Source organism: Telluria sp. LT1R51-2 (assembly GCF_059685775.1).
In genome coordinates, this window is sequence record NZ_JCASIM010000001.1 from 807,685 (window position 1) to 830,252 (window position 22,568).

Annotated in this window: 22 protein-coding genes; 15 read left to right on the top strand and 7 right to left on the bottom strand. The window is 63.9% G+C overall.

What is annotated here, in order from left to right:
• Window positions 1–25 precede the first annotated feature (25 nt).
• From AC56LH_RS03580 to AC56LH_RS03590, 3 genes are all read left to right on the top strand, one after another.
• The gene (locus AC56LH_RS03580; protein ID WP_499644106.1) at window positions 26–1,984 is read left to right on the top strand and encodes a TonB-dependent receptor; all 1,959 of its coding nucleotides are present in this window, start codon (window positions 26–28) and stop codon (window positions 1,982–1,984) included.
• A 150-nt stretch (window positions 1,985–2,134) separates the two neighbouring features.
• Window positions 2,135–2,797, top strand: a complete 663-nt coding sequence (locus tag AC56LH_RS03585) for a thiol:disulfide interchange protein DsbA/DsbL (protein ID WP_499644108.1) — start codon at window positions 2,135–2,137, stop codon at window positions 2,795–2,797.
• Entirely contained in the window at window positions 2,794–3,123 is a 330-nt protein-coding gene (locus AC56LH_RS03590) for a hypothetical protein (RefSeq protein WP_499576655.1), read from the top strand. The genes AC56LH_RS03585 and AC56LH_RS03590 overlap by 4 nt, the downstream gene beginning before the upstream one ends.
• A 66-nt stretch (window positions 3,124–3,189) precedes the next feature.
• Here AC56LH_RS03590 and AC56LH_RS03595 read toward each other — a convergent pair whose 3' ends face one another.
• The 3 genes from AC56LH_RS03595 to AC56LH_RS03605 all read right to left on the bottom strand — a co-directional run bounded on the left by AC56LH_RS03595 (window position 3,190) and on the right by AC56LH_RS03605 (window position 6,412).
• Window positions 3,190–3,822 (bottom strand): helix-turn-helix transcriptional regulator, encoded by a 633-nt coding sequence (locus AC56LH_RS03595; protein WP_499644110.1) that lies wholly within the window; start codon window positions 3,820–3,822, stop codon window positions 3,190–3,192.
• Window positions 3,819–5,030 carry an MFS transporter gene (locus tag AC56LH_RS03600; protein ID WP_499644112.1) on the bottom strand — a complete coding sequence of 404 codons (1,212 nt, stop codon included), beginning with the start codon at window positions 5,028–5,030 and terminating at the stop codon, window positions 3,819–3,821. The genes AC56LH_RS03595 and AC56LH_RS03600 overlap by 4 nt, the downstream gene beginning before the upstream one ends.
• Window positions 5,031–5,101: 71 nt before the next feature.
• Window positions 5,102–6,412, bottom strand: a complete 1,311-nt coding sequence (locus AC56LH_RS03605) for an ATP-binding protein (protein WP_499644114.1) — start codon at window positions 6,410–6,412, stop codon at window positions 5,102–5,104.
• Between the two features lie 352 nt (window positions 6,413–6,764).
• On the opposite strand from AC56LH_RS03605, the gene AC56LH_RS03610 reads away from it, so the two are divergent.
• Window positions 6,765–7,604, top strand: a complete 840-nt coding sequence (locus tag AC56LH_RS03610) for a MipA/OmpV family protein (RefSeq protein WP_499644116.1) — start codon at window positions 6,765–6,767, stop codon at window positions 7,602–7,604.
• On the top strand, window positions 7,604–8,299 hold the full coding sequence (locus tag AC56LH_RS03615; protein ID WP_499644118.1) for a hypothetical protein: 696 nt from the start codon (window positions 7,604–7,606) through the stop codon (window positions 8,297–8,299). The genes AC56LH_RS03610 and AC56LH_RS03615 overlap by 1 nt, the downstream gene beginning before the upstream one ends.
• A gap of 203 nt (window positions 8,300–8,502) precedes the next feature.
• Here AC56LH_RS03615 and AC56LH_RS03620 read toward each other — a convergent pair whose 3' ends face one another.
• Both AC56LH_RS03620 and AC56LH_RS03625 read right to left on the bottom strand, forming a co-directional pair.
• The gene (locus AC56LH_RS03620; RefSeq protein ID WP_499576664.1) at window positions 8,503–9,189 is read right to left on the bottom strand and encodes a response regulator; all 687 of its coding nucleotides are present in this window, start codon (window positions 9,187–9,189) and stop codon (window positions 8,503–8,505) included.
• Window positions 9,190–9,333: 144 nt separating this feature from the next.
• Window positions 9,334–10,929, bottom strand: coding sequence for an alpha-amylase (locus AC56LH_RS03625; RefSeq protein ID WP_499644119.1), 1,596 nt, complete (start codon window positions 10,927–10,929; stop codon window positions 9,334–9,336).
• 224 nt (window positions 10,930–11,153) lie between these two features.
• Here AC56LH_RS03625 and AC56LH_RS03630 point away from each other — a divergent pair, with 224 nt between their 5' ends.
• Window positions 11,154–11,960: a UCP032817 domain-containing protein gene (locus AC56LH_RS03630; RefSeq protein WP_499644121.1), complete on the top strand. Its 807-nt coding sequence runs from the start codon at window positions 11,154–11,156 to the stop codon at window positions 11,958–11,960.
• 85 nt (window positions 11,961–12,045) lie between these two features.
• Here AC56LH_RS03630 and AC56LH_RS03635 read toward each other — a convergent pair whose 3' ends face one another.
• Together AC56LH_RS03635 and xseA are read right to left on the bottom strand one after the other, a co-directional pair.
• Window positions 12,046–12,621 carry a superoxide dismutase gene (locus tag AC56LH_RS03635; RefSeq protein WP_183550156.1) on the bottom strand — a complete coding sequence of 192 codons (576 nt, stop codon included), beginning with the start codon at window positions 12,619–12,621 and terminating at the stop codon, window positions 12,046–12,048.
• A gap of 110 nt (window positions 12,622–12,731) precedes the next feature.
• The gene (xseA, locus tag AC56LH_RS03640; RefSeq protein WP_499644122.1) at window positions 12,732–14,093 is read right to left on the bottom strand and encodes an exodeoxyribonuclease VII large subunit; all 1,362 of its coding nucleotides are present in this window, start codon (window positions 14,091–14,093) and stop codon (window positions 12,732–12,734) included.
• 1,064 nt (window positions 14,094–15,157) lie between these two features.
• Here xseA and AC56LH_RS03645 point away from each other — a divergent pair.
• The 9 genes from AC56LH_RS03645 (at window position 15,158) to ggt (ending at window position 22,533) form a co-directional block, all read left to right on the top strand.
• The gene (locus AC56LH_RS03645; protein ID WP_183550160.1) at window positions 15,158–15,766 is read left to right on the top strand and encodes a MotA/TolQ/ExbB proton channel family protein; all 609 of its coding nucleotides are present in this window, start codon (window positions 15,158–15,160) and stop codon (window positions 15,764–15,766) included.
• Window positions 15,766–16,203, top strand: a complete 438-nt coding sequence (locus AC56LH_RS03650; RefSeq protein WP_482900191.1) for an ExbD/TolR family protein — start codon at window positions 15,766–15,768, stop codon at window positions 16,201–16,203. Before AC56LH_RS03645 ends, AC56LH_RS03650 begins: the two co-directional genes overlap by 1 nt.
• A 39-nt stretch (window positions 16,204–16,242) precedes the next feature.
• Window positions 16,243–17,277, top strand: a complete 1,035-nt coding sequence (gene lpxK / locus AC56LH_RS03655; protein WP_499644124.1) for a tetraacyldisaccharide 4'-kinase — start codon at window positions 16,243–16,245, stop codon at window positions 17,275–17,277.
• Window positions 17,258–17,428, top strand: coding sequence for a Trm112 family protein (locus tag AC56LH_RS03660; RefSeq protein WP_499644126.1), 171 nt, complete (start codon window positions 17,258–17,260; stop codon window positions 17,426–17,428). The genes lpxK and AC56LH_RS03660 overlap by 20 nt, the downstream gene beginning before the upstream one ends.
• Window positions 17,429–17,437: 9 nt before the next feature.
• Window positions 17,438–18,190, top strand: a complete 753-nt coding sequence (kdsB, locus tag AC56LH_RS03665) for a 3-deoxy-manno-octulosonate cytidylyltransferase (RefSeq protein ID WP_499644128.1) — start codon at window positions 17,438–17,440, stop codon at window positions 18,188–18,190.
• 186 nt (window positions 18,191–18,376) lie between these two features.
• Entirely contained in the window at window positions 18,377–19,033 is a 657-nt protein-coding gene (adk, locus tag AC56LH_RS03670) for an adenylate kinase (RefSeq protein ID WP_499644130.1), read from the top strand.
• A gap of 180 nt (window positions 19,034–19,213) precedes the next feature.
• Entirely contained in the window at window positions 19,214–19,783 is a 570-nt protein-coding gene (locus tag AC56LH_RS03675) for a hypothetical protein (protein ID WP_499644132.1), read from the top strand.
• Window positions 19,784–19,891: 108 nt separating this feature from the next.
• On the top strand, window positions 19,892–20,650 hold the full coding sequence (locus tag AC56LH_RS03680; protein WP_499644134.1) for a 3-hydroxyacyl-CoA dehydrogenase: 759 nt from the start codon (window positions 19,892–19,894) through the stop codon (window positions 20,648–20,650).
• A gap of 71 nt (window positions 20,651–20,721) precedes the next feature.
• Window positions 20,722–22,533, top strand: coding sequence for a gamma-glutamyltransferase (gene ggt / locus AC56LH_RS03685; RefSeq protein ID WP_499648379.1), 1,812 nt, complete (start codon window positions 20,722–20,724; stop codon window positions 22,531–22,533).
• Window positions 22,534–22,568: the final 35 nt, after the last annotated feature.

Sequence of the window (22,568 nt, forward strand, 5' to 3'; positions counted from 1 at the left end):
GCCCTTTACCGAGACCACATTCATCATGACTTTTGCAGCTCCTGCGCGCCGCGCGCCCCTCGTTGTGGCGTGCGCCTTCGCCGTGTCCACCTTTGCCACCATCGCCACCGCACAAGAAACGCTGGCGCCGGTCGTCGTCACCGCCGCCCGTTTCCCGGCCACCGCCACGCCGATCGGCGCCACCGTGATCACGGCGGACCAGATCCGCACCTCCGGCGTGGCCGACGTGAATGCGGCGATCCGCAAGATCGGCGGCGTCTTCGGTCGCCAAAGCCTGGACGGCTCGCCCGACTTCAGCCTGGACCTGCGGGGTTTTGGCACCAACAGCGCGCAGAACGTGGTAGTGATGGTCGACGGCGTGCGCCTGAATGAAAACGAGCTGGCCAATACTGTGCTGTCGAGTATTTCGATCGATACGGTCGAGCGCATCGAGATCACGCGCGGCGGCAGCAGCGTGCTGTACGGCGACGGCGCCACGGCAGGCGTGATCCAGATCTTCACCCGCCGTCCATCGGGCAGCGGTACGCGCGGTTCGCTGTTTGCCGAGGCCGGGCGCTTCGATGCCCGCGACCTGCGCGCCTCGATCGCGCACGGCGCCGGCCCCTGGTCGTTCGACGCCGCCGTGACCGATCGCCGCACCGACAACTACCGCGACAACAACCGGTACGAGCAGACGAGCTTCAGCGGCGGCGTGCAATATGCGTATGGCGCGAACGGCCGTGCCGGCCTGCGCTTCGAGAGCTCGCGTTCGGACGCGCGTTTTCCGGGTTCGCTGACGGACGCGCAATTCCAGTCGATCCCGACCCAGAGCAACACGCCGGACGACTTCGGCTCGCTCGACACCGACCGTGTCAGCGCCTTCGTCGAACACCGCATCGGCGCCATCGAACTGGCGGCCGAGCTGTCGCACCGCGAGCGCGATGTCGGTTCGACGTATGTGTTCTCGGGCTTCCCATCGGCCTCGCGCTACCAGGCCGATCAGACCCAGTTCTCGCCACGTCTGCGCCACACCGCCATGCTCGGCGACAAGCGCAACGAATTTGTCACCGGGATCGACCTGACCCGCTGGGACCGCCAGGTGACGTCGAGCTTCTCGGCCGGCGACGCCAAACAGGAGTCCAAGGCGATCTACGTGCGTGACGAGCTGACCTGGAACGCGCCGCACAATGCGCGCCTGGCCGTCGGCGCGCGCCATGAACGTTTCGACAAGGACTACGCCGACCCGCTCGCCTTTGTCGAGCCGGAAGACACCGAGCAGTCGGTCAACGCGTTCACCGTCGAAGGCAGCTTCGACGTCGCGCGCGAAGTAACCGTGTTCGCCAAGGCCGGCCGCAGCTACCGCATCGCCAACATCGATGAAAACTCATTCCGCTCTAGCCCTGGCGTGCTGGCCCCGCAAACCTCGCGCGACCTGGAACTGGGCGTCGCCTTTGGCAACGATGCGCGCAAGGCCACGGCGCGCGTGTTCCGTCACCGCCTGACGAACGAAATCTTCTTCGATCCGACGCTGGCCGGCGGCTTTGGCATCAACACCAATCTCGACCCGACCCGACGCCAGGGTGTAGAGGTTGAAGGCAACGCGCTGTTGGCGAACAACCTGCGGCTGACGGGCGCCTGGCAGTACGTGCAATCCGAGTTCCGTGATGGCCCGAATGCCGGCCGCGAGATGGTGCTGGTGCCGAAACACGTCGTGACGACGCGCCTGGCCTGGACGCCAGGCAATGGCCAGACCGCCGATGTCGGCGCGCAGTGGGTGGCCAGCCAGCGTTTTGGCGACGACTTTGCCAACAGCTGTGACGCACGCGTGCCGTCGTACACCACGGTCGACGCCCGTTATGCGCGCCGCTTTGGCCCATGGGAAGCGTCGGTATCGGGCCTGAACCTGCTCGATCGCCAGCATTACAGCTACGCGTTCAGCTGCCGCGCCGGGATTTACCCGAGCGATGGCCGCCAGCTGAAGGTGTCGCTGCGCTACGACTTCTGATCGATCGTCTGCCGGGCGCGGGTGGCTGATGTATTTGCACCCGTGTTTCAGCGGTAAGCAAATGCAATAAATCGCGCCCTGCAGACAGGGCAGGGGCAAAAAGTGGTAATCTCGCGATCGTTCGCTCAATCATATTTGTGGAAGGATGTTATGCGCACTCTGCGTTTTGCCCTCGTTGCTGCCGCCCTGGTTGCCGGTTTCGCCAATGCTTCGCCGACTGATCCACGCGTCGGCGCCGAATACACCGTGCTGGCCGCGCCGCAGCCGACCCAGACTGTCGGCAAGAAGGTCGAAGTCGTTGAATTCTTCGCCTACCACTGCGGCGCCTGCAATGCGTTCGAGCCAACGCTCAATGCATGGATCAAGAAGCAGGGCGACAACATCGTGATGCGCCGTATCCCGCTGCCGTTCCAGGGCCCGAGCGATCCGGAAGCCCGCCTGTTCCTGACGCTCGACGCCATGGGCAAGCTCGAGCAGTACCATGACCGCGTGTTCCGCGCCGTGCACATCGAGCGCAAGCGCCTGATGAAGGATGAGGACATCATCGCCTGGGCGACCTCGAACGGGCTGGACAAGGCCAAGTTCATGGAAGCGTGGAACTCGTTTGGCGTCCAGACCAAGCTCAAGCGTCTGCCGGCTGTTGCCGAAGCGTACAAGGCCAGCAGCACGCCGACCGTCATCGTCGATGGTAAATACGTCGTGTCGCCGGCGACTGTGGCACAATCGAACAAAATCCAGGACATGGGGCAGCTGATGACGGCCACCGGCCAGGTCCTCGATGCACTGGTAACGAAAGCAGCCCAGACCAAATGACCAACGACGTCGAACGCGACATCCTCAAGATCTACGAAGGGTCACGGCCCAAAGAGGAAGAGCTGTTTGAGATCAGCCGCGTGAACCATCTCGCGTGGTCGCTGGTGGCGATCTTCGCCATGGCGACCATCTGGCTGAGCATCGCCCTGATCAATGCCGAGAATCAGCGCCATGCGCTGGCAACGAATCAATGTCCTGACCTGGTGTTCAAGGCGGGCTTTGACAAGGCATGCCTGGTCACGGTGAGTTCGCGTGATCACTGGTGGGAACACCTCTGGTTCGGCGTGATGAATGTGCGGCCTGCTCCGCACAATGTTGGAAAATGAGTCGGCAAATGCGTTAACTGAGCAAGACAGGCAGTACCGGAACGGCGCCCCATGGGCGCCGTTCTGTCATTCCGCGGTCGAGACCGCATAAGCGCAGCGCCGCGCGCCATGTAACTGATGCTCGATGCGGATGACCTTCACGGTCGGGCCCAGCACGCGCGCGAATACGTCCAGCTCCGAGCGGCAAAAGTCCTGGCATATGCGTGCTGCTGCGCAGATCGGGCAGTGGTTCTCTATCAACAGCACGCTGCCGTCCGGCTGTGGCTGCGCCTCGGCCATATACCCCTCTTCATCGCGCACGGCGGCCAGCGCCGCGACGCGTGCGTCCAGTGGCGCCGCAGCGCCGACGTCGTCGAGCCGGCTGCGGTACAGCGCTTCGCTCGTCTGCTCACGCGCGACAATCAGGCGTTCCATCGCTGCCGGTCCGAACAGCGTCTGCACCTGCCCGATCAAGTCCACCGTGAGTTCGGCATGACGATCCGGATAGCGTGCCTGCCCGGCCTGGCTCAAGCCCCAGCGCCGCACCGGACGCCCGACCTTGCCCCCGCTGTCCTCATACTCGACCAGTCCCTTCTCAGACGCGCTCTCCAGATGGCGGCGCACGCCCATCGAGGTCAGATCGAGCTGCGCGGCCAGCGCCTGGGCGGTCTGGGCACCACGCATTTTCAACTGCATCAGGATGCGTTCCGAGGTGTTCATGGGGTCTCCAGTTGTGGATGCGTACTGCGCATGCTCCAGCGCCGCAGCGCCACCGATGCCCAGACTGCCAGCATGCCGCCGACGACCAGCACCAGCCGGGTGTCGATCAGCGTCAGCACGGCGCCCAGGAGCGCCATCAGGATATTGGCCAGGCAAAAAATGGTCGACAGCAGCGCCATGACCGACCCCTGGCCGTGGGCCGCAAACTCGTCGGCCGCCCAGGTTTGCAGCGCCGTGTTGTAGAACGCATGCGGCACCCCGAACAGGACGATCCCGGCAATACCGATCCACAGGTTGCCGAAGCCCACGCACAGGATTGCGGTGGCACCCACAGCCGCGTACCAGGCAGCGCGGCGGCGGCCTTCCACCAGACTGGCGTGGCCGGCGAACAGCGCGGCGGTCGTCATCAACGCGCACATGCCCATGTTCACGAGCGAAATCTGGCGCGCATCGTAGCCGCCTATGTCGACCAGCCATAACGGGAAGTATTCGTACAGCGACGCGACACCACAGCAATAGCCCAGGTGGACGATGAACAGCGTGCGCAGCGGGCCGTGACGCAGCAATGTCAGCGCGTGGCGTTCCCGCGCCACCGTCCACCAGCGCAGGCCGTGCGTGGCGGGCGGCGTGGCGGGAATCGTCAGGAACACGCAGAGGGTACCCAGCAGCAGGGCGACAGCGGCGATCCCGAACGGCACCTCGGCGCCCAGCGTCATCGTGAAGCCGCCCAGCAGCGGGCCGACCAGCCAGCCCAGGTTGAAGGAACCATTCAGCCACGACAGTGCGTGATTGCGCAGCGGGCCCTTGATGCGCTCGATCACCAGGGCCCGCATCACGGCGCCATTGCCTTCGAGCAGGCCGGTGCAGAAGCGCGCCGCCAGGAACAGCAGATACGATTCCATGACCATCGCCACGGCCGTGAGCAAGTGGCCGATCGCCGCGCCGACGGTTGTCAGCAGCAGCGCGCGGCGGCGGCCGAAACCATCGGACAACGGCCCCAGCACGGCGCTGCCGATCAGCAGGCCCAGTGGATTGATCATCAGGGCAAGCCCCAATAGCAGCTTGGGCGGCAGCCCGAGAAAGCTGTTGAGCCCATGGACGCTGCCATCGGCGAACAGCGGAGCGAGCATCGGATAGGGCAGCGAGGCGCCGACCGTCGACAGCAGGGCCAGGCCGCACAGGGTGAGGATGAGGAAACGCTGGTTCATAATGGCGCTGAAAACATGTCAACGCGCCGAGCTTACGCCCGCCCGGAAAATAAGTAAACGAAACTGTTTATTTATTTGGGGGCCTGCGGTAATTGCATCACGAAGCGCGCGCCGCCAAGCGGCGAGGTGTCGATATGCAGGGCGCCGCCATGCAACAGCACCGCCTTGTGTGCAATCGACAGGCCAAGGCCGAAGCCGCCGGTGGCGCGGTCGCGGCTGCGGTCGAGCCGGTAGAACGGCTCGAACACCTTGTCGCGCTCGCTTTCGGGAATGCCGGGGCCGTCGTCGTCGACGGCGATCTCGATGCCGGCCGGGTCCCGTGTGGCCGACAGCACGACGCGGCTGCCTGCATATTTCTGGGCGTTGCGCAGCAGGTTGCCGATGGCGCGCGCCAGCAGGCGGGCATCGGCGTCGATGGTGCCCAGTCCGTCCTGGAACTGGCAGGTAACGTCCTGGGACGATGGTGGCAGCGTCGCGCAGCAGTCGCGCAGCAGCGCGTCGAGATCGACCGTGGAACCCTGCAGCGCGCCAGCGCTGTCGAGCTTGCTCATGTCGAGCAGCTCTTTGACCAGGTCGTTCAGCTCGCGCACGTCGCCTTCCAGCGCGGCGATGCGGCGGCGCAGGTCCGGGTCGCCGGCGCGCGCGTCCAGCAATTCGAGGCCGAATTCCAGGCGCGCAATCGGCGTACGCAGTTCGTGCGAGACCGAATGCAGCAAGCTGCGCTGCGCCGCCATCAGCCCTTCGATGCGGCCGGCCATGTGGTTGATGCGTTCGGCCAGTGGATAGACGATCTCCGAGCGGTGCAACTGCGCGCGCACCGACAGCTTGCCGGCGCCGAATTCGTCGGCCATGCGCGACAGCGATTGCAGCGCGCGCCAGTGCGAGCGCGACCACAACGCGATCGGCACCAGCAGGGCAAGGGCGACGATGACGAAGCGCAGCAGCTCCATCGTGAGCTCCTTGCCGATGTCGATCGGCAGGTTCTGCGCATGCAGCACGTCGTCGTTGCTGCCGATATAGCGCTCGCCCGCCAGGTCGACGCGCCGGTACAGGGCCCGCTCGCCGATGTCGATGACAATGGCGCCGCGGTCGAGCGCCGCGCGCTGGCCGGCAGACAGCCGGGCGCGCACATCGGCCAGTGGCAGCAGGTCGTAGCGCACCGGCGAGACTTCGCGCACCTTGTTCAGGCGCGTGAGCCACTCGTCGACCGGCGCTTCGTCCACGTAATGCTCGATCAGGAAAATCTGGCCTGCAGCCTGGCGCCGTGCAATGTCTTCCAGCGGATCGCCAAACAGGCGCGCAAACGCGAAATAGATGAGGAATGTCGCAGCCGTAATCGACAGCATGACGAACACGAAGAACCGGAAAAATAGCCGGTTCACGGGGCCATCCGGGGTGACTGTCGGTGACGAAGTGCGGCCAAGGGCATGGTTTCTCCTGAGCTGGAGATTGTACAGCGGCAAGGGCATAACGGTCAGCATCCCCACGGGGCGCACGAGGGCCGCCTTACAAATTGACGACAATTGGTGGACATCTGAGGGGTGATTCGCAGCACCGGCAGCGCTTACCATCTATCTCATCATCAGGGTTTCCGTTTGCCCACTGATGCGTGAGTGTCAGTGGGTTTTTTTATTCGAGCCAGAGCGAAAGCATCTGCATTGTCACCATGCGATGGGAGAGCGCAGCTTGCTCGACGTAAAATATCAGCACACGAACTCCCGGACCGCTATCACGATGAAACAGTTCTTCGCCCTGGCCCTCGCCGCTGCAAGCAGTGCCGCGAACGCGCAGATGCCGGCCACCAACCCGATGCCCGATGGCAGCCACGACATGTATGCGGGGCTGGGCGCCGTGTCACGAGCTCGCTACGAGGGTGCGGAAACCCGCAAGACATCGGTCATGCCGGTGCTGCAGGTGCAATGGAGCAATGGGGTGTTTATCTCCGGCATGAGCGCCGGGATGCATTGGTCGAATGATCCCACCCTTGAATACGGCCCATTGGTATCGGTCCACGCCAGCCGCGACGCGTCCGGCTCGGGCGGCATCATCGATGGCGTCGGCGTTGCGACCATGCTGCCGCTGGCGGCGCGCGTGCGGCGCGACGATCCCGTCGTCGGCATGCCGGACGTGGATGCCCGGGTCGAAGGCGGCGCCTTCCTGAACTATTATCTGAATCCGGCCTGGCGGCTCACCAGCAGCGTGCTGATCGGCTCGGGCAACGAGCATGACGGCGCCCGCATGGAGCTGGGCGTCCAGCGCCTTGCCATGGCCATTGCGCCGCAGCACACGGTCTCGTTCAATGCCGGGCTCACGCTGGTCAACCGCGACTACAACCGCAGTTACTTTGGCGTGAACGAAAACGAGGCCTGGAGCAGTGGCAACGCCGTGTATCGCCCCGGTGGCGGCCTGAAAGATGTGCGCGCCGGCGCGCGCTGGAACTGGGCGCTTGGTCCATCGTGGATGCTCACCACCAACCTGCAAGCAACGCGCCTGATCGGCAGCGTGCGCCATAGCCCGCTCGTCGAGCGGCCCACCAACGTGACGGTTTCGACCGCCTTCGCCTACCGCTTCTGATGATGCAACGCGTACACCTCTCCGCCTGCGTGACCCTGCTGCTGACGGCAGGCATCGCCGTTGCGCAGGCGCGTGCCGACGAATGGGTGAGCTATCGGGATGCATACCGCGCGATGGTGGTATTCGACAAGTATGGCGGCCCCAAACACCTGTTGCACAGTCAGCTGCAGGTGCGCCCGCGCGCGCGGGGCATGCTGGACGACGCCGCAAGCCTGCTGATCAAGGGCCGCACGCTGCAGACCAGCCTGGCGCTTGATGCGCTGGGCCGCACGACGCTGCCACTGCTCAAGGTTGCCTACGACGAGAATGCCGTGCTCATGCCCAACAGGTCGCTGGGCGGCTTCACCGTGCGCCCGCGCATCTCGCTGGCGCTGCGCGCCGACGGTGCATATGACACGACCGAATTGCGCGCGGCCTGCGAGCAGGCGCTGGGCTTTGCCCGCCATGGCGACGCCTCGGCGAGCAGCCAAGCGTGTGTGGGCGTGCGGCTGGTGTTTGCAAAGACCAGTCCCGCAGCCGGTGCCCGGCTGCGCACCGGTGGCGCCGATACCGTCCTGCCAGTCACGCGTGCCCCTGCGTTCGCTGGCGACGTCGATGACGATTTCCCCGTCGTCACCTACCGCTTCACACCATCAGACGCGGCCCAGCTCGTCACATACAACGCACCGCTGGCCATCGTGCCAGTGTTTGAATAAGCCAAAAGCCGGGGTCAGATCTGACATTCGGACACGATCTCGACGGTAAAGCCGGGGTCAGGTCTGACATTCGGACACGATCTCGACAATCGGGTAGTTGGAACTAGCTGGCACCGCGCCATGCTATTGGTCAATACACCATTGGACGTGTTTAAGGCTGAGGCCGTGTCTGAATGTCAGACCTGACCCCGGCTTTTTACGCGTCAATTCCAGGCCGATGGCGAAAACAGATAGCCTTCGCCCCAGACCGTCTTGATCTTTTCCGAATCGGCATCGTCGAACTTGCGGCGCAGCTTCGAGATGCAATTGTCGATGCTGCGGTCGAGCCCGTCGAACTCGATGCCGCGCATCTTCTTGAGCAAAGCGTCGCGCGAGAGTACGCGGCCGGCTGCCTCGGCCAGCACCAGCAGCAGTTTGTATTCGGTATTCGACAGGATGCAGGGCTGGCCGCGCCAGACGACGCTGCGGTCGCTCGTGACGATGCGCAGCGCGCCAAATTGCAGGATGCGCGCATCGACGCCCGACTTGGCCTGGGCGCGCCGCATCAGGGCGCGCAGGCGCGCCAGCAGGACGCGCGGCTGGACCGGTTTGTTGACGAAGTCGTCGGCGCCTTGCTCCAGCCCCGAGACTTCATCGTACGAATCTTCGCGCGCGGTCAGGATCAGGATCGGGACGTCCGAATGTTCGCGGATCTGGCGGCACACCACCATGCCATCCAGGCCCGGCAGCATCAGGTCGAGGATCACAACGTCGGGCGCCAGTTCCTTGAAGCGCTCGAGTGCGGTATCGCCGCGGGTGACGAGGTCAACCGCGAACTCGTAACTGGACAGGTATTCGGAGACGAGCTCGGCCAGGCGCGCATCGTCTTCCACCAACATTACACGGTGCATTCAGTTTCTCCTCGGTCGGCCATTGTAGCGGCCGGTGCGCCGGAATGGCAGGTCCTGCGAGAAGCGAGACAAGTCATTACAGTTTGACGACAATCGCGCGCATCTGGTGCGCCCGATTGTCGGATCAACGCGCACACATGCGCCTCAATCAGCACCATCCTTACCGCCCCGCAGGCTGGCGCCGACCTTCTGGCTGGCGTGCAATGCAAGCGCTGGCACGGTCGCCCCATTCACGCCGCCGAGCGTGAACTTGATGACGCCATTGGCCGGGACCACCACGACGTCGCCGCTGCAACCGGTCCTGCTGGCATTGAGCTGGCCATTGATGACGTTGCAATAGGCGCCTGGCGGCAGGCCGGTCGCCTGCGTCGTGGTCCAGGCCGCCGGGTCGTTATTGATCGCGACAAAGCCCTTGTTACCGCGCGAAAACGCGATCTGGTTGCGTGTGCCGGTGGTGAAATTATCCACGCCCTGGCCCGATGTGGCAGCGCGAAAGCCGACCATGTTCGAGATTTCGGGCCAGCGGTGGATGAAGTCCCACGCCTGGTTGATCAGCGGATTGCCTTGTGCGTCGAACGGGCTGGCCGCTGGCGGCGGCTGCTCGCTCCGGGTAAAGCGAAAGCCCGAATGCACTTGCGCCGCGCCATAGGGCCAGGCCAGCATCAGGACATTGGCCAGCTGGTAGCGCTTGGTGCCTTGCGTGTCGTTGGGAACGCCGGTGAAGTTGCTGGCCACGAGCGAGCTCGGCGCGTGTTCGCCGCGTTCGAAATCCCAGTTGTTGATGAACACGGTCGCCTTGTCGCTGGGGATGAAGCCCCAGGTCCCGCCCCAGCCGGCGCTTGGCGACCCCATAAACCTGGGCAGGTCCGCCACGGCCGCGCCATTCACGTTCTGGAACATTTCCTTCATCGCATAGACGTAATGGAACTCGTTGACCGAGCCAGTGGCCAGGTAGGCATTCGCCTTGACGCCACTGTCCGGGATGACCTCCTGCGTGAACCACAGCGGCTCACCGGCTTTGGTCGTGCGGGATACGCCATTGAGGAAGCCGGCAATGTCGCCCGGCGCCATGTGCTTGGCGGCGTCCAGCCGCACACCGTCCACGCCCATGGCCACGAGCTTGTTCAGGTAGTTGCGGATCTGGCCCTGCACATAGCTGGCACCGGTATTCAGGTCGGGCAGGTTGTTGAGGCGGCAGCTCGTCACCTTGGTGCGGTCGGCCAGGCTGTAGTCACCGCCCTGGATCACGCAGGCGGCATGGAAATCGGGGGCGCTGAAATGGGGGTAGCTTTGCGTGGCGGCATTCCAGCTGCTGCCATCGGTGGCCGTGCCGGTACCGGCGCCGTCGGCCATCTGGTTGACGACCACGTCGGCGTAGATGCGCACCTTGGCCGCATGGCAGGTGTTGATCATGGCCTGCAGCTCGGCTTCGGTGCCCATCCGGCTGTCGAGCCTGGTGTAATTGACCGCCTGATAGACGTCGTACCAGAAGTCCAGCTTGCGCGATGCATGGGGTGGCGAGATCTGCACCGCGCCGTAGCCCTGGGGCCCGAGCCAGTTCGTACACTCTTTGGCGATGTCGTTCCATTTCCAGCGGAACATCTGTACCGAGGTATCGGCAGGGTTGAAGTCGGCTGCGGCCGCTGGCGTACTGAACGCCATGGCGATGCAGGCGATGCTGGAAAGACACGCTGCGCGGTGCAGACGCTGCACCAATTGCCTGGTTCGGATGAATTCCACGTTGATTCCCGGGTTGTGACGCGTTGACGATGAATGACCGCACGGTGGACAAACGGGTTGTCCAATGTTGCTACGACGGAAATTATCACGGAACGTCAGGGCGTAGATTCAGACTTGCTTCAGAGCCAGGCAGCCTGGGCATGAGGGTTTCCGGCTTGACGAACAGGGATCTGTCGTCGAAGATTCCGGTCATCAACCACGTCCTGACACCCTTGGAAAACGCCATGAATCTGGTCGTCAAAGTACGCGTGCTGCGGCACATCCGGCAGTCCGGCTTTCGTCCGCAACTGGAGGATCTCTCGCCTGATCTGTTTCCGTTCTGGCAGCGCACTAGCGGGAAAGAATTTCCCGGCATGCCGGACAACCCGCTTTTTTTCACCCATGCAGCAACCGGACTGATGCGCTTTTTCGAGGTCGCGGCAGACCGGCGCGAGCCGTGCGCGTTGCCATCGCTGGCCGCCGACTCGGTCTGGCATGCGTGGATGGCATGGGATCCCGTGAATCTGGATCACTTTTGCCGCCGCCACTTCGGCAAGCCGATCGACCATCTGCCCCACGCCAGTCTCGATGCACTGGCACTGCCGCGCGTGCTCGTTGGCTGTCGCGAGCACGAAGACGCGCGCTCGCGGGTACGGGGCTTGCCCGCGTTGTTCCGCCTCGATGCCACGTTGCGTATGCCATATGGTCATGGCTACGCGCTGCAAGACGAGGACATCGTGTACAGCCGTCTGGATGCCAATGGCAGGATGGCCGGTCGCGCACGGGCGCATCCCGAGCTGACACTGCGGGCGCTGCTGCTGGCAAACCTGATCAGCCAAGCAGACTATGCCGCGGCCCTGCGAGAAAAACGGGGGCTGGACACCGGGGCAGGCACCTATTACGTCGGTGATGGCGGCAGCGAGAACGCGATGCGCGACTGTGACGCTGACTTCAACTGCCATGGCGGCGGAAGCGATGGGGGCGATGGCGGCGGCGGCAGCAGCAGCAGTTGCGGCGGTGGCAGCAGTTGCGGCGGCGGCGGGGGAGACTGAGCGCCAGCATGCAAACGGCCCGCTCGCGCGGGCCGTTGCAGATCGTCACGCCAGATAGCGCGTGACCTTTAGTGACTCATTTGATTCAAGCCATGTTCTGGTTGACGAAGTCCCAGTTGGCGACGTTCCAAAACGCTTCCAGGAACTTCGCGCGTGCATTGCGGTAGTCGATGTAGTACGCGTGTTCCCAGACGTCGGCCGTCAGCAGCGGCTTGTCGGTCGTGGTCAGTGGCGTGGCGGCGTTCGACGTGTTGACGATGTCGACGCTGCCGTCGGCCTTTTGCACCAGCCAGGTCCAGCCCGAACCGAAGTTGCCCAGTGCCGATTTGTTGAACTCTTCCTTGAACTTCTCGACCGAACCCCATTTGGCATTGATCGCGTCCAGCGCCTTGCCGCTCGGTGCGGCGCCGTTCGGGGTCATGCAGTGCCAGAAGAAGGTGTGGTTCCAGACCTGCGCCGAATTGTTGAACACGCCGCCCGACGACTTCTTGACGATCTCTTCCAGTGGCATCTCTTCGAACTCGGTGCCCTTGATCAGGTTATTCAAGTTGGTCACGTAGGTCTGGTGATGCTTGCCGTGGTGGTATTCCAGGGTCTCGGCCGAGATGTGCGGTTGCAGGGCATCCTTGGCATACGGCAGTGCTGGCAGGGTGTGTTCCATGATAAATCCTTGTTGGGTTGGAAAGGTTGCAGTTCTGATAGCGGCGCTATTCTAAACCGGCTGCAGCAATATTGCATGACTGCATTCTCTTTCCTGTTGGACAGGATTCGTTACTCGAGCACGCTCTGCACCTGCGCTACACCAACCTCGGCGCTGCCATCGGCCAGGCGGATGTGCAGCGTGTCGCGTGCGTGGATCTGCGCCGGGTCGCGCACGATCTGGCCTTTGCCATCGCGCACGATGGCGTAGCCGCGCTCGAGCGTGCGCTGCGGGTTGAGCAGTTCCAGCTGCGCCGCCAGTCCCATCAAGGCATCGCGGCGGCCCTTGAGGCTGTTGCGCAGGCTGGTGTGCAGATGACGCCCGTCCGAAGCCAGTTGCGCCCGCAGTGCGCGCATGTCGGGCCGGTGCCGGCTCCAGCGCTGCTGCAATTGCGCCAGCACCAACCCCTGACGGTTGATGGGCAGCTTGACGGCGTGTGTCATGGCCGTGGCCAGTGCCAGCAGTTTCAGGCGCTGGTGGCCGATCTGCGCTGATGGGCTCAACAGGCGACGACTCAGGTTATCCAGGCCCTGGCTGGCATCCGACAGGCGGCGGTCCATCGCGCGCTGCAGATCGAGTGCGTCGCCGTGCAGCGACGCCAGCCAGTCGGCGCGCGGCGTGGCAGCCAGTTCGGCAGCGGCGGTTGGCGTCGCCGCGCGCACGTCGGCCGCGAAGTCGGCAATGGTGACGTCGGTTTCGTGGCCCACGCCCGAGACCACGGGAATGGCGCAGGCATCGATCGCGCGCGCCACGCATTCTTCGTTGAAACTCCACAGATCTTCAATCGAGCCGCCGCCGCGGCACACCAGCAGCACGTCGACTTCGCCGCGGCGCGAGGCGGTCATGATCGCCTCGGCAATCTTGTCGGCAGCGAACTGGCCCTGGACCGGCGTGGGGTAGAGCACCACGCGCACATGCGGCGCGCGCCGGCGCAGGGCGGTGAGCACGTCGCGCAGCGCGGCGGCGCCGGGGCTGGTGACGATGCCGATGCTGCGCGGGAACAACGGCAGCGCGCGCTTGCGGTCGGCGTCGAACATGCCCTGCGCGGCCAGCTTTTCCTTCAGGCGCAAGAACGCCTCGTACAACTGGCCCACGCCGGCGCGCCGGATGGCCTCGACATTGATCTGGTAGTCGCCGCGCGCGCCGTACAGCGTCACGAGTGCGCGCACCTCGACCTTGTCGCCTTCGCGCGGGATGAAACCGGCCGACTGTGCGCGGCCACGGAACATGACAGCGCGCACCTGGGCCGCGTCATCCTTGAGCGTGAAATACCAGTGGCCCGACGCCGCGCGCGTGAAATTGGAAATTTCGCCGCCGATCCACGTCAGTGGAAAAGTACGCTCGAGCAGGCGCGCCACCTGCTGGTTCAGCGCAGTGACGCTCAGAACGGCGGGGGGAGCGTAGGCGGAATCGGCATCGCTGGTCGGGAGCATGGTGGGTCGCGAAAAATCGGGGAGAGTGGATTATAGCCGTCCGGCGCAGCGTTTTCTGTCAATGGCGCACCGCAGGCAAACACCGATTATTGCTGCTTTTCAATGCAATCTATTGAATTGTGTTTGAAATCAACGGCTTGAAGGGTTGGTAATGTCGTTTGAGAGCGGTTTATCCACACAAGCTGTGGGGAACTCCTGCATAAGACCGGTTACTGCGCGCGGATTGGGCAGCGTGTCTGGATTTATTACAAAACAATGACTTAGGTCGTTTGTGGCGCGCTTGATCACAAAGTTGTCCACAGAATCTGTGCACACCTGATGACGCACTGTTTGGGTCGTTTTGCGGACCGGCGCTGCGATATCGGTGGGCGCGACCGTCATGGACCGTGCTGCCTGATTTTAAAGCACCACGGCGTCGTTCCAATAGAATCAAGGACTTGGCGTATTAACCTGACGCTTCCTCACACTCTTATCCACACAAAGTGTGCACAGTGTGAATATTCGAAGCACAGCGGGTGCGAAGTCCAAATAAACACGGTAACGCGGCGAATCAGGGTGGGTTTTATTGGATAATCAGCCCATATGCTCAAATTTTAAGCGGTTCGCTAATACTGATTGAAATCAAAGGCTTAGTGTCATAAATGGTGGCTTGCGCACAATTTTGTCCACAATAAGTGTGCGGAACTACACTATCCACTGGCGCGATCATTCTGTCGATATACTGCCTCCAAAACAGGCGTGCCGACCAAGTCCTATGAAATCAATGACTTATGACTTGTTAAGGCGGCTTGCGCACAATTTTGTCCACAGAATGTGTTCGCAACTACAGGAGTTCGCGCCGGCGTTGTCGAAAAAGCCATGGTGTCACTGCGCACTGGCACCGAGTCCTGAGACTGCCATTTTCTTGCGCAGGCGCAGAAAGCCGTTTGAAATCAACACACTCGTATGCCCTCAGGCGCGTTGCGCACAATTTTATCCACAGAAGGTGTGCAGAACTCTACTTGCTGCTTCGCTGCCAACTTGCTACATTGCCGGATTGACTTTTATCCTCTCAGGAGTATCTCTTGCTCGCCATCTTTCAAGCCGCAGGCTGGCCTATCTGGTTCCTGCTGTTCGCGTCGATCGTTGCCGTCGCCCTCATCGTCGAACGCCTGATCACGCTGCGCCGCGAGAAAATTCTTCCCCGCAATCTGCTCGACGAAGTCATCCGTGTGCACCACACGGGCAAGGCCACGCCGGACGTCATCAACAAGCTGGAACAGAATTCGCCGCTGGGCACCGTGCTGGCGGCTGCACTGCGTAACGTCGACGCACCACGCGACGTGATGAAGGAGTCGATCGAGGAAGCCGGCCGCGGTGTGGCCCAGAACCTCGAACGTTTCCTGACCACGCTCGGCACCATTGCCTCCCTTGCGCCGCTGATGGGTCTGTTCGGTACGGTGGTCGGCATGATCGAAATCTTCGGCGCCTCGGCCCCGACCGGCGGCAATAACCCGGCCCAACTGGCGCACGGCATTTCGGTGGCGCTGTACAACACCGGTTTCGGCCTGGCCATCGCGATGCCGGCCCTGGTCGCCTACCGTCACTTCCGCAACCTGGTCGACACCTATATCGTCGACATGGAACTGCAGGCCGTGAAATTTGTCGACGTCGTCCATGGTGCGCGCAAATGATGGACTTTCGCCGTGGCCGCAAGCGCGAAGATCCGGAGATCAACCTGATCCCGTTCATCGACGTGCTGCTCGTGGTCCTGATCTTCCTAATGGTCTCGACCACCTACAGCAAGTTCACCGAGCTGCAGATCACCTTGCCGACCGCCGAGGCCGACAAGCAGGCGCAAAAGCCGTTCGAGATCAATGTCACGGTCGATGCCAAGGGCAACTACACGGTCAATAACACGCCCGTGGCGTTCACCAGCGTGGCAGGCCTGGCGCAGGACATGAAGACGGCGGCGCGCACGCCCGATGGCCAGGTGGTGGCCAGCCCGGTCGTCATTGTCAACGCCGACCAGTTTGCGATGCACCAGATGGTGATCAATGTGCTGGAAGCAGCGCGCGTGGCCGGCTACGACAAGCTGACCTTTGCTGCCCAGACCGGCACTGGCAAGTAACCTCACCGGCCCGCCTCAAGCGGGCCGGCATTCTCCCGCATGGCATCTTCCTTCGAATCGACTCTGACGCGCGCCTGGTTGCGGCGCGGACCACTCGCGGTCGCGCTGCTGCCGGTGGCGCTGCTGTTCGGGGCGCTGGCCGCCGTGCGCCGCCGGCTGTTCCAGTCCGGCCTCAAACCATCGGCACGGTTGCCCGTGCCCGTCATCGTTGTCGGCAACATCTTTATTGGTGGCACAGGCAAGACGCCGCTGACGATCTGGCTGGCCGAGGCCCTGCGCGCGGCCGGCATGCATCCGGGCATCATCTCGCGCGGTCACGGTGGCGCTGCCGGCAAGGATGGCGCGCCGCGCGCCGTCACGCCAGGGGCCGATCCGCGCATTGTGGGCGACGAACCGCTGTTGATTGCCCAGCGCACCGGCTGCCCCGTCGTCATCGGCCGCCAGCGCGCCGAGGCGGGCAGGGCGCTGCTGGCGGCGCATCCGGACGTCGACGTCCTCATTACCGACGATGGCTTGCAGCACTATGCGCTGGCGCGCGATATCGAGATCGTCCTGTTCGACGGCCGCGGCGTGGGCAATGGCTGGCTGCTGCCGGCCGGGCCGCTGCGCGAGCCGCCGTCGCGCCGCCGTGATTTTACCGTGGTCAATGTCCCCGAAATTACGCCAGCGCTGGCCCGGGCCGTCGGCGGCGCCCCGTACCGCATGCTGCTGTCGGGCCAGTATGCCGAACCGCTGAACGGTGGCGCACGCGTGCCGCTGGCCGATCTGCGCGCCAAACGCCTCGTCGCCGCAGCCGGCATCGGCAATCCGGGGCGCTTCTTCGCGATGCTGCGCGCGGCTGGCCTCGCCCCTGGCGAACTGGCATTGCCGGACCATCATGATTTCCTGGACGACCCGTTCGCCGCCCTGGACGCCGAGATCATCCTGATCACGGAGAAGGATGCAGTAAAATGTCGGCAACTTGAACATCTGAAGGACGATCTGCGCTTGTGGGTCGTGCCTGTGACGGCGCAGCTCGACCCTGCGCTGGCTGAACAAATCGTGGAGAAATGTCGTGGACGCTCGCCTGTTTGATATCCTGGTCTGCCCGTTGTGCAAGGGTCCGCTTGAACTCGACAAGAAGGCGCAGGAACTGACCTGCCGCGCCGACCGTCTCGCCTATCCGATCCGCGACGGCATTCCGATCATGTGGGCCGACCAGGCGCGCAAGATCGAGCCTGTCTGATCGGCCTGCATGAACTTTACCGTCATCATCCCGGCGCGCCTGGCGTCGACCCGCCTGCCGAACAAGCCGCTGGCCGACCTGGGCGGCAAGCCGATGGTGGTGCGCGTGGCCGAGCGTGCCCGTGAATCGGGCGCGACCCGGATCATCGTCGCGACCGACCATGCCGACATTGCCGCCGCCTGCTTTGAACATGGCGTAAGCGCCGTGATCACGCGCGCCGATCACCCGTCCGGCACCGACCGGATTGCCGAAGTGGCGCACGTGCTGGGCCTGGCACCCGATGACGTCGTCGTCAACCTGCAGGGCGACGAACCATTGATCGACCCGCGCCTGCTGGCGGCCTGCGCCGCCCGGATCAGCGCCGACGTGCCGATGGCCACCTGCGCGCATCCGATCCTGGATGCGGCCGACGTGTTCAACCCGAACGTCGTCAAGGTCGTGCTCGACAAGAACGGCCGCGCACTGTATTTCTCGCGCGCCACAATTCCCTGGCACCGCGACGCGTTCGCCCAGACGCTCGAGTCATTGCCTGCCGGCTACGCGCCGCTGCGCCACATCGGCCTGTATGCCTACAGCAATGCGTTCCTGCAGGCCTATCCCGCCATGGCGGTGTCGCCGCTCGAGTCGATCGAGGCTCTGGAGCAGTTGCGTGTGCTGTGGCACGGTGTCCCGATCGCCGTGCACATCACGGACAGCGCACCGCCAGCGGGCGTCGATACGCCCGACGATCTGGCCCGGGTGCGTCTGCACTACACGTCTTGACGCAAGCCACAAGGGGATAGCAAAGCCATCTGCGCAGGATCAAATATCCTCGCTGCAACGGCTTGCGACTGGCTTTTACGCCAACTTTTGTGGTAACTTCCGTCTCAACGAAGTCTGCGCCATATCAAAAAGATCACCCTATCCGCCATTTTACTTTTCTCTATTTTCTAGAATCTCAGGAAACTCATGCGTCTCATTCTGTTAGGAGCACCCGGTGCCGGCAAGGGCACCCAGGCCAATTTCATCAAAGAAAAGTTCGGCATCCCCCAAATCTCGACCGGCGACATGCTGCGCGCCGCGATCAAGGCCGGGACTGAACTGGGCCTGGCCGCCAAAAAAGTGATGGATGCCGGCCAACTCGTGTCGGACGACATCATCATCGGCCTGGTTAAAGAGCGCCTGAAGGACGCGGACTGCCAGAACGGCTATCTGTTCGACGGCTTCCCGCGCACCATCGCCCAAGCCGAAGCGATGAAGGACAGCGGCGTGAACATCGATTACGTGCTCGAGATCGATGTTCCGGACGACATGATCCTGGAACGCATGACCGGCCGCCGCTCGCACGCTGCGTCGGGCCGCGTGTACCACGTCAAGTTTAACCCGCCAAAAGTCGCCGATATCGACGATATCACGGGCGAGCCGCTGATCCAGCGCGACGACGACAAGGCGGAAACCGTCTCGAAGCGCCTTGAGGTGTACCACAACCAGACCAAGGTGCTGCTCGGTTACTACGGCAAGTGGGCCGAGTCGGGCCTGCCAGGCGCGCCGAAATACCGCCGCATCACGGGCGTTGGCCCGGTCGAGCAAGTGCGTGACAATGCGTTTGCGGCGCTGGCCGAATAAATCGTTCTTCCGGTACTACCCCATCGATCCCGCGCTGGTCCCGCCCGCGCGGGATCGATGCATTTGGGGCCTGCGACCGTCATTACGCCGTACAATTGTGAGCAATTGTTTCCCGTGCGCCGTGTACGGGTTGGCAAGACGATAATAAGTTATCTGTCTACAACCCTGAGAGGTCTTTTCATGAACAAGAACAACGCCATCCGCGCCATGCTGCTGGCCTTTGCCGCTGCCAGCGCCAGTGCCCAGACGACAGGCGCCACACAGGGGCAGCCCGCCACGGGCGAGACATACCGGCCATCCCTTGACGGCCAGCAAACCTCGACCCCGGCCGCACCGATCGACATGCAGCCAAAAACCCAGGAAGAAAAAGCCACCGGCCGCCAGGAACCATCGCGCCTGAAGGACATCGACCCGGCAACGCACCCGGCGCCGCAGAACGTGCGCCCGCAGCCGACACCGTCGCCGAAGACGCAGCAGGAGCAGGGCGTGCAGCCAGTTGCACGCCGCTCGGTCCAGCAGCAGATTGACAGTGCAGCGCGCCTCGCGTCGCCGAATGCACCGACGGTGGTCGCCCCGGCCACCAGCGCGCCGACCCCGGTCGTGCCAACGACCAGCCAGGTTAGCCCATGCATCGGCGCCACGTGCACTGACGCCACCGGCGCGACCACCGCCGGCGCGGTCGGGAGCTCGAGCGTGAACAGCGCCGGACGCCTGTGCAACCGCAGTGGCACCACGGTGCAGTGCTTCTGAACTAAGACCGCCCGTCGTCCCGAAAGTTCGCCAATCGCCGACTTTACGTTTACGTAAACGTTAAAGCCGGGCAAAATACTGGTACAAGAACTTTTACTAGGGACAACCATGCACATCCAGGATAACGTCTTCATCGTCACCGGCGGTGCGTCCGGCCTTGGCGCCGCCACCGCGCGCATGCTCGCCGCCAATGGCGCGACCGTCGTCATCGCCGACGTCCAGGCCGAGGCAGGGCAGGCGCTGGCCGACGAGCTGAAAGGCCAGTTCGTTCGCTGTGACGTCACCCAGGAAGCCGACGCCCAGGCCGTCGTCGATGCGGCCGTTGAGCTGGGCGTGCTGCGCGGCCTGGTCAACTGCGCCGGCGTCGCGCCGGCCGTCAAGACCGTCGGCAAGGATGGCGCGCACCCGCTGGACGTGTTCCAGCGCGCCGTGAACATCAATCTGGTCGGCACCTTCAATATGGCGCGCCTGGCCGCCGAGGCCATGGGCAAGACCGAGCCGGCCGAACACGGCGAGCGCGGCATCATCATTAACACCGCATCGGTTGCTGCGTTCGATGGCCAGATGGGGCAGGCGGCCTACGCGTCGTCCAAGGCGGCCGTGGCCGGCCTGACGCTGCCGATGGCACGCGACCTGTCGCGCAACGGCATCCGCGTGATGACGATCGCACCGGGCATTTTCGAGACGCCAATGCTGATGAACATGCCGCAGGAAGTCCGTGATTCGCTGGGCAAGATGGTGCCGTTCCCGCCGCGCCTGGGCCTGCCGACCGAGTTCGCCCACCTGGCCCGCGCCATCATCGAAAACGTGATGCTCAACGGCGAGACGATCCGCCTGGATGGCGCGATCCGCATGCAGCCAAAGTAGTTCTTCAGGGACGTGTCCTGAAAGCATTTCGAAGATGCTGTAGCATGTCTTCGATGCCGGGCGCCTGGCCTATGGTCTCGCGCCCGTTTGCTATTTTGGAGAACCGTTTGAACACACTCAGCAAGCTTGCGCTCGCTCTGGCACTGGCCGGCGCGACGACCACGCCCCTGTGGGCCCAGGATTCACTGCAGGCCGCGCCCGAAGCGGCGACCGGCTACACCGAGAAAAATGGCTGGCAGGCCAAGAAGTACATGGTCACCGCCGCCAACCCGCTGGCGGTCGAGGCCGGCTACCAGATCCTGCGCCAGGGCGGGGCCGCGATCGATGCGGCCATTGCCACGCAACTGGTGCTGACGCTGGTCGAGCCGCAATCGTCCGGCATCGGCGGCGGCGCCTTCATGGTCCACTATGACGGCAAGCAGACGCAGGCGTTCGACGGCCGCGAAACCGCGCCAAGCAAGGCCGACGAGCACCTGTTCGAACGGCCTGACGGCACGCCGCTGTCGCGCACCGAAGGCGTGGTCGGCGGGCGCTCGGTCGGCGCGCCGGGCGTGCTGCGCATGCTCGAACTGGCGCACCGCCAGCACGGCAAGCTGCCGTGGAAGGTGCTGTTCGCCCCGGCAATCCGCTTGTCGGAGCAAGGCTTCAAGGTCAGCCCGCGCATGCACAAGATGCTCGCTGGCGAGACGTTCCTGATCAAGGACCCGGTTGCCGCCGCCTATTTTTATGATGCTGCCGGCAAGCCGTGGCCGGTTGGCCATGTGCTGAAGAACCCGGCGCTGGCTGCCACGCTGCGCGAGATCGCTGCCGGCGGCGCCGACGTGTTCTACACGGGGCGCTTCGCGCGCGACATCGCGGCCAAGGTGGCCGCGCACCCGACCAATCCGGGGCTGCTGACAGCCAAGGACATCGCCGACTATCGCCCGAAGGTCCGCACGCCTGTCTGCAGCGACTACCGCGCCTACACCGTGTGCGGCATGCCGCCACCATCGTCGGGCGGGATCGCCGTGGCCCAGATGCTGGGCATGTTCGAGACCTTCGACATGAAGGCGCTCGCGCCGAAGGACGGCGTGCCGGGCGCAGACGCCGTGCACGTGTTTTCGGAGGTAGGGCGCCTGGCCTACGCCGACCGCAACCGCTACGCCGCCGACGCCGACTTCGTGCCGCTGCCGGGCCGTGGCATCCCGAGCCTGATCGACAAGGGCTACCTGACGGCGCGCGCCGGCATGGTGGGCGCACGTTCGATGGGCGAGGCCAAGGCCGGCACGCCGCCGGGGATGGAGGTTGCGTGGGGCACCGATAACGCGATCGAGACGCCGTCGACGTCGCACATGTCGGTGGTCGATGGCAATGGCGCCGGCCTGGCCATGACGACGACGATCGAAGATGCGTTTGGTTCGCGCCAGATGGTCGATGGCTTCATGCTGAATAACCAGCTGACCGACTTCTCGTTCAGCGCGCGCGACGCCGACGGCCCGGTGGCCAACCGCGTCGAAGCCAACAAGCGCCCGCGCAGTGCGATGTCGCCCACGATCGTGTTCGACCGCGCCAGCGGCAAGCTGGTGCTCGCCATCGGCTCGCCCGGCGGCCCGGCCATCATCAATTACGTGGCCAAGGTGCTGGTGGGCACGCTCGACTGGGACCTGAACGTGCAGCAGGCGATCGCGTTGCCGAACTTCGGCAGCCGCAACGGTCCGACCGAACTGGAGCGGGGTCGCTTCCCCGACGCCACGCTCGACGTGCTGCGCGCGCGGGGCCACGCGATCCGGGTCAGCGAGCAGACGTCGGGCCTGCACGGCATCGAGCGTGTGATGGTAAAAGGCGTGCCGATGTGGTTTGGCGGCGCCGATCCGCGCCGGGAAGGTGTTGCCAGGGGCGATTAAGGTAGCGCTCGAGAAAAAGCCGGCTTGAATGTGCC